This window comes from Streptomyces racemochromogenes, from assembly GCF_044129415.1.
GTDB lineage: Bacteria > Actinomycetota > Actinomycetes > Streptomycetales > Streptomycetaceae > Streptomyces > Streptomyces racemochromogenes_A.
The window spans coordinates 1-326 of sequence record NZ_JBBDHD010000363.1; the positions used below are offsets into that span (position 1 = coordinate 1).

Annotated in this window: 1 protein-coding gene; it reads left to right on the top strand. The window is 74.8% G+C overall.

Annotated features, from left to right (window positions below; genetic code table 11):
* A partial coding sequence (locus WDV06_RS37295; protein ID WP_395514218.1) for a ketoacyl-synthetase C-terminal extension domain-containing protein occupies positions 1-326 on the top strand: 326 nt, incomplete at both ends.

Below are 326 nucleotides of genomic sequence, written 5' to 3' on the forward strand. Positions count from 1 at the left end.
TGTGGCTGGGTTCGCTGAAGTCCAACATCGGGCACACGCAGGCGGCGGCGGGCGTGGCCGGCGTGATCAAGATGGTGGAGGCGCTCCGCAACGGAGTGATGCCCCCCACCCTGCACGTGGACGTGCCCACCACCGAGGTGGACTGGTCGGCGGGCGCGGTGGAGCTGCTGACCGAGGCGCGGGAGTGGCCGCGCACGGGGCGGCCGCGCCGGGCTGGTGTGTCGGCCTTCGGGGTGAGCGGGACGAACGCGCACCTGATCCTGGAGGAGGCCCCGGCCGAAGCTCCGGAGGAGGCCCCGGCACCGGTTCCGGCCCCGGTGGCGGCC